The sequence below is a fragment of the Streptomyces sp. AcH 505 genome (assembly GCF_000818175.1).
GTDB lineage: Bacteria > Actinomycetota > Actinomycetes > Streptomycetales > Streptomycetaceae > Streptomyces.
The window spans coordinates 4,435,646-4,440,863 of record NZ_JTIY01000001.1 but is presented as its reverse complement, the minus strand read 5'-3'; the positions used below and the strand labels follow the sequence as shown (position 1 = coordinate 4,440,863).

Here is a 5,218-nt window from a genome sequence, read left to right as displayed (position 1 = left end):
GGCGACGCGCGGCCAGGCGCCGCCGTCGGCCGCTCCGGTCTCCATGACCCGGTCGGCGAGGGCGTCGGTCAGCCGGTCCCAGGTGATCGCTTCGAGTTGCACCCGTCCATCATCCATCGGACGGGCGACGGAGACGGTTGGAGACGGAACTACCGGATTTCCCCCTACTGGGTACGGAAAGCGCGTTCCAGGAACACACTGTCCCCCTTCACACCATGCTTCACATCGCACGAGGGGGGCACCTCATGTATCCCACGGCACCACAGCCGGCCTGGCCACCGCAGCCACCACCGAACACACCGGCGCGGCCGCGCTGGGCGAGGAAGCGGATCGTCTTACCCGCCCTTCTGCTGACGCTGTTCATCGGCGTGGGCATCGGCGGTGCGGGCGATTCAGACGGTACGCAGGTCAAGGCGGCGGCCGACACCTCGGCGCAGCCGACGGCGACCGTGACGGCCACGGCGACCGAGACGCAGACGGCCACCGCGACACCGGACGCGCCGGAACCCGCGCCGACGGTCACGGTCACGGCGACGCACACCGCCAAGGTCAGGGTCACCGTCACGGCCCGCGCGCAGAGCGGAGGCGGCGGCACCAGCGGCGGTGGCACGAGCGGCAACGGATCGAGCGGCGGCGGGAGTTCGGACACGTACTACGCCAACTGCACCGCCGTACGGGCCGCGGGCGCCGCGCCCATCCACTCCGGCGACCCCGGCTACGGCGCGCACCTCGACCGCGACGGCGACGGCGTCGCCTGCGAGTAGCCGACCCAGGGCCCCAGGCCCGCGCTCACTCCCCGCGCAGCACCTTCGCGATACCGCCCTCGCCCGACACCTCGATCCGCCCGTCCCGCACCCCGTCCTCCATCGCCAGCGCGCCGCCGCCCACCGCACGGCACGTGTCGGCGTCGAGTACGAGGCGGGCGTCGGGGGCCGGCGCGGGGCCTTCGCCGTACACCGGCGCCCCGTCGCCGAGCACGATGTGGAACTCCCCCTCGTCCAGGCGCACTTCGACGGTACCCGGGGTGCCGAGCCGGTCGAAGAGCGACAGCAGCGGCAGGGCGAACCAGTGGGCCCGCACCGCGTCGGTGGGCCTGCGTTCGGCCAGTTCGGGTGCGCCCCAGGTCGCCAGTGCGTCGAGGACGGGCAGCAACCCCCGCCCCCGTTCGGTGAGTTCGTACACGAAGGCCGCTGCGGGCGGCGGCAGTTTGCGGCGCGTCGCCAGTCCGTCCCGCTCCATGTCCTTGAGCCGGGAGGCGAGCACATCGGTGCTGACGCCCGGCAGATCGGCGTGCAGATCGGTGTAGCGACGGGACCCTGCGAGCAGTTCCCTGACGATCAGCAGCGTCCAGCGGTCGCCCACCGCGTCGAGGGCTCGGGCGGCTGCGCAGTACTGGTCGTAGCTTCGGCGGCGTGGTGGCATGCGTCGCAGTCTAGACATGTCATTGGACTTTCCAAGCTCGCACTTGGTAAAACCAAGTATCGCAATGAGGTCGGGGAGGCCACCGCATGGAATTCCGGCAGTCGAGCAAGCTCAGTGAGGTCCTCTACGAGATCCGCGGCACGGTGATCGAGCACGCCGACGCGCTGGAGGAGGCGGGCCACACGGTCCTGCGCCTCAACACCGGCAACCCGGCCGCCTTCGGCTTCGAGGCGCCGGAGGAGATCGTCCAGGACATGATCCGGATGCTGCCGCAGGCGCACGGCTACACCGACTCCAAGGGCGTGCTGTCGGCGCGCCGCGCGGTCGCGCAGCGGTACCAGAACATGGGGCTGCCCGATGTCACCGTCGACGACATCTTCCTCGGCAACGGCGTCTCCGAACTGGTCTCGATGGCGGTGCAGGCACTGCTGGAGGACAGCGACGAAGTCCTCATCCCGGCACCGGACTTCCCGCTGTGGACGGCTGTCACCACACTGGCCGGCGGCCGGCCGGTGCACTACATGTGCGACGAGTCCGCCGACTGGTACCCGGACCTCGACGACATGGCGTCGAAGATCACCGACCGGACGAAGGCGGTCGTGATCATCAACCCCAACAACCCGACAGGCGCGGTCTATCCGCGGGAGATCGTCGAGGGGATCCTCGACCTCGCCCGACGCCATCAGCTGATGGTCTTCGCCGACGAGATCTACGACCGGATCCTCTACGACGACGCGGTGCACCACAGCGCCGCCGCCCTCGCGCCCGATCTCGTCGTCCTCACCTTCTGCGGTCTTTCGAAGACGTACCGGGTGGCGGGTTTCCGGTCCGGCTGGCTGGTCGTCACGGGACCCAAGCAGCACGCGCGCAGCTACCTGGAAGGCCTGTCGACGCTCGCCTCGATGCGGCTGTGCGCCAACGCGCCCGCCCAGTACGCCATTCAGGCAGCGCTCGGCGGCCGGCAGTCGATCCATGAACTCACGTCCCCCGGCGGCCGGTTGCGCGAACAGCGCGACCGCGCCTGGGAGAAGCTGAACGAGATCCCCGGGGTGTCCTGCGTCAAGCCGAAGGGCGCGCTGTACGCGTTCCCGAGGCTCGACCCGAAGGTGCACCGCATCCACGACGACGAGAAGTTCGTCCTCGACCTGCTGTTGCAGGAGAAGATCCAGGTCGTGCAGGGCACCGGCTTCAACTGGCCGCGCCCCGACCACTTCCGGATCCTGACCCTGCCGTACGCGGACGACCTGGACGCGGCGATCAGCCGCATCGGCCGCTTCCTGAGCGGCTACCGCCAGTGAACCGGCGCCCCGGTCGGCCAGGGCTCACCGTGTGCGGGGCGCCCGCACCGGGCAGCACTTCCCCATGACAGCCCGCCCGCTGCTCCTCCTCGATGTCGACGGCCCCCTCAACCCGTACGCGGCTCGCCTCCCGCGACCGCGCGGCTACACGACCACCCGGCTGCACCCGGCCACCTGGCTGGCGCGCCAGACTCCCGGCTCCCGCAGCCACCGCCGTGGTCTGCGGGTACGGCTGAACCCCGCGCACGGCGCGCAGTTGACGGCGCTGCCGTACGAACTCGCCTGGGCCACCACCTGGATGCACGAGGCCAACGAGATGATCGCGCCGGTAGTGGGGCTGCCGGCCGATCTGCCGGTGATCGAGTGGCCGGAGCTGTTCGCCCGGGATCCCGACGGGCTGTACTGGAAGACGCGTCCGCTGCTGAAGTGGGCGGCGGGGCGGCCCTTCGCGTGGGTGGACGACATGATCACGGACCGGGACACAGCGTATGTGGCGGCCCATCACGACGCCCCGGCGCTGCTGTTGCGGATCCATCCGCGCCGGGGGCTGCGCGCCTCGGACTTCGCCACACTGACCCGGTGGGCGGCGAGCCACTAGGCCGGACAGGTCCTAGCCGGACGCGGTAAGCCCCCGGGCGGACCGCGTCAGCGGGTCAGCTCTCCCTGCCGAAATGCAGGCTGCCGATCGTCCCGGTCTGGACGACGGCGCCGTGCTGCGTACCGCCGCTGATGGTGTTGTGCACATCGGTCCCCCCACCGGTCGCGGATTCACCGGCCAACTCGTCCAGCAGCGAACGCAGTTCGGCTGCGGACTCCGGATCGGCGCGCAGCGTACGGCGCAGCCGGCCGCGCCAGTCGGCCAGTACGTCGGCGGCCGCCTCCGCGTCGTCCTCCCGCCGGGCCAGGGCCAGTTCGGCCTGGGACGTGTCCAGATCGGACTGGACGGAATCCAGGTCGGCGGAGCCGCGTCCGGCGAAGTAGCCGGCGATCCGCTCGCGTACCCGGGTCCAGCCGTCCGTCGCCATCTGCTGGACGAGCGCCGTCGCGCCCGCTGTCGCCAACGCCATCAACTCGGCTTCCACCAGGCCCCCTTCGCACGCCGACCAGCACGGAAAGTAGTCTACTCGTCACTCATGATCACCGGGTCTGCCCTGGTGAACGGATCCGGCGCGGCTCGGTCGGCTCGACATTGCCGTACTCGACAACTGACGGTGCGAATGTGACGCAGATCACACTAATTTTCGGGCAGAAACGGACATGGACCGAGCACTTCACGCGGTTACTACTTATGTCTCCGAAACAATGAATCGGAGGCAAGCGAGCCAGCCCGGCGCATCAACTGCGCCCCGATCCGACTCACTTCCTGTTCTTCTATGGTCGGTTCGGCGTTCTTCGCCGATACCGGGGAGGTGCTTCAACCATGGCGCTCAGCTCTCGTTTCGCGCTTGACACCACAGCCGTCGTCGGCGGTGCGTTTCTGGTGGTCTCCGCGATGAGCTTCTCAGCGACACCCGCTCACTGGCTCGCGTTCGGTGTCTCCACCGCGTTCGCCGTCGCCGCTGCCGCCGGGGCCGCTGTGGCCAGGCGGACCCAGCAGCAGCTCGCACACGGCGCGCTGGCGCTCGTCGCGCTGTGGTCGCTGATCACACCGCTGGTCTTCACCGGCACCGCTCAGCACTGGCTGATCTTCGCCAACGCCATCGGTCTCGCCGTGGTCGCGCTCGGCGATCTGATCGCGCACGAGTCGACAACCGAGCGTGTGGTGCACGAACTGCACGTCCGCAATTCCGGGACGTCCAGGATCGAGTCGCCGGAGCGGTCGGACCAGCTCATCGGCTGACCCGCACCACGCGAACACACCACGCGGACATTCGGACAGCGGTAAGCCCCGGATCCGGTCGGCAGCGACCGGGTGCGGGGCTTACCGCTGTCCGACTGTCCGTCATCTGCCGAGCAGCGCGGTGAGCGCGCCCACCGGGTCGGTGTCCGGGGTGCCTCTGGGCCACCAGTCCTCCCGGCCGCGGTCCGACTCGTAGCCGTACCAGAGGCCGTCCTGGCCGAAGCGGAGCTGGAGCGTGTCGGTGGAGAGGTGGTTGCGCCACGGTCGGAAGTGCGGGAAGTCGGCGGCTATGAGGGCCGGTCGGGCGCGGTCGAAGGGGCCGGCCGGCGGGTCCCACGGCGTCTCCAGGACGGCCAGTCCGGCGAAGCCGCCCTGCCGCCAGGCCGCCACCGCGCGCGCCAGGTCCATGGGGGTGCGATCGGTCGCTGCTGCCAGATCGCGGTAGAGGGCGCGGGTCGAGGCGGTGAGCCCCGAACCGGGGTGGGCCGCCGCCAGCCGCACCGCGTCCTGCCAGGGGGTCAGGGCCGCCACCGGATCGATGCCCGTGCTGAGGAACGCGTGCGCGCGGGCCGCCGCTTCGGTGGCGAGCAGATCCAGCGCCAGCGGGTCGGGGGCGCCGGGCGCCTGCGGGAAGTCGGGCGGCTGCCCCGGCCCCGCG

Annotated in this window: 6 protein-coding genes and 2 pseudogenes; 4 read left to right on the top strand and 4 right to left on the bottom strand. The window is 70.5% G+C overall.

Annotated features, from left to right (window positions below):
- Positions 1-102: pseudogene (locus HY68_RS45320) on the bottom strand (uridine kinase); the annotation flags it as partial.
- Between the two features lie 143 nt (positions 103-245).
- Between HY68_RS45320 and HY68_RS20295 the strand changes: the two are divergent.
- A complete protein-coding gene (locus HY68_RS20295; protein WP_041990876.1) occupies positions 246-764 on the top strand; it encodes an excalibur calcium-binding domain-containing protein in 519 nt (172 codons plus the stop codon).
- Positions 765-789: 25 nt separating this feature from the next.
- Here the strand turns inward: HY68_RS20295 and HY68_RS20290 are convergent, their stop codons facing one another.
- Positions 790-1,422, bottom strand: a complete 633-nt coding sequence (locus tag HY68_RS20290; protein ID WP_041990874.1) for a helix-turn-helix domain-containing protein — start codon at positions 1,420-1,422, stop codon at positions 790-792.
- An 86-nt stretch (positions 1,423-1,508) separates the two neighbouring features.
- Here HY68_RS20290 and HY68_RS20285 point away from each other — a divergent pair, with 86 nt between their 5' ends.
- Positions 1,509-2,720, top strand: coding sequence for a pyridoxal phosphate-dependent aminotransferase (locus tag HY68_RS20285; RefSeq protein ID WP_041990871.1), 1,212 nt, complete (start codon positions 1,509-1,511; stop codon positions 2,718-2,720).
- Between the two features lie 64 nt (positions 2,721-2,784).
- Positions 2,785-3,318 (top strand): hypothetical protein, encoded by a 534-nt coding sequence (locus HY68_RS20280; protein ID WP_041996666.1) that lies wholly within the window; start codon positions 2,785-2,787, stop codon positions 3,316-3,318.
- A 55-nt stretch (positions 3,319-3,373) separates the two neighbouring features.
- Here HY68_RS20280 and HY68_RS20275 read toward each other — a convergent pair whose 3' ends face one another.
- Positions 3,374-3,802, bottom strand: a complete 429-nt coding sequence (locus HY68_RS20275; RefSeq protein WP_041990869.1) for a hypothetical protein — start codon at positions 3,800-3,802, stop codon at positions 3,374-3,376.
- Positions 3,803-4,140: 338 nt separating this feature from the next.
- Here HY68_RS20275 and HY68_RS20270 point away from each other — a divergent pair, with 338 nt between their 5' ends.
- On the top strand, positions 4,141-4,560 hold the full coding sequence (locus HY68_RS20270) for a hypothetical protein (RefSeq protein ID WP_041990867.1): 420 nt from the start codon (positions 4,141-4,143) through the stop codon (positions 4,558-4,560).
- Positions 4,561-4,662: 102 nt separating this feature from the next.
- Here HY68_RS20270 and HY68_RS20265 read toward each other — a convergent pair.
- Positions 4,663-5,218: pseudogene (locus HY68_RS20265) on the bottom strand (hypothetical protein); the annotation flags it as partial.

Coding starts and splice junctions, on each gene's coding strand:
- HY68_RS20290 (WP_041990874.1), bottom strand. CDS start 1,422: ATGCCACCACGCCGCCGAAGCTACGACCAGTACTGCGCAGCCGCCCGA.
- HY68_RS20295 (WP_041990876.1), top strand. CDS start 246: ATGTATCCCACGGCACCACAGCCGGCCTGGCCACCGCAGCCACCACCG.
- HY68_RS20285 (WP_041990871.1), top strand. CDS start 1,509: ATGGAATTCCGGCAGTCGAGCAAGCTCAGTGAGGTCCTCTACGAGATC.
- HY68_RS20270 (WP_041990867.1), top strand. CDS start 4,141: ATGGCGCTCAGCTCTCGTTTCGCGCTTGACACCACAGCCGTCGTCGGC.
- HY68_RS20280 (WP_041996666.1), top strand. CDS start 2,785: ATGACAGCCCGCCCGCTGCTCCTCCTCGATGTCGACGGCCCCCTCAAC.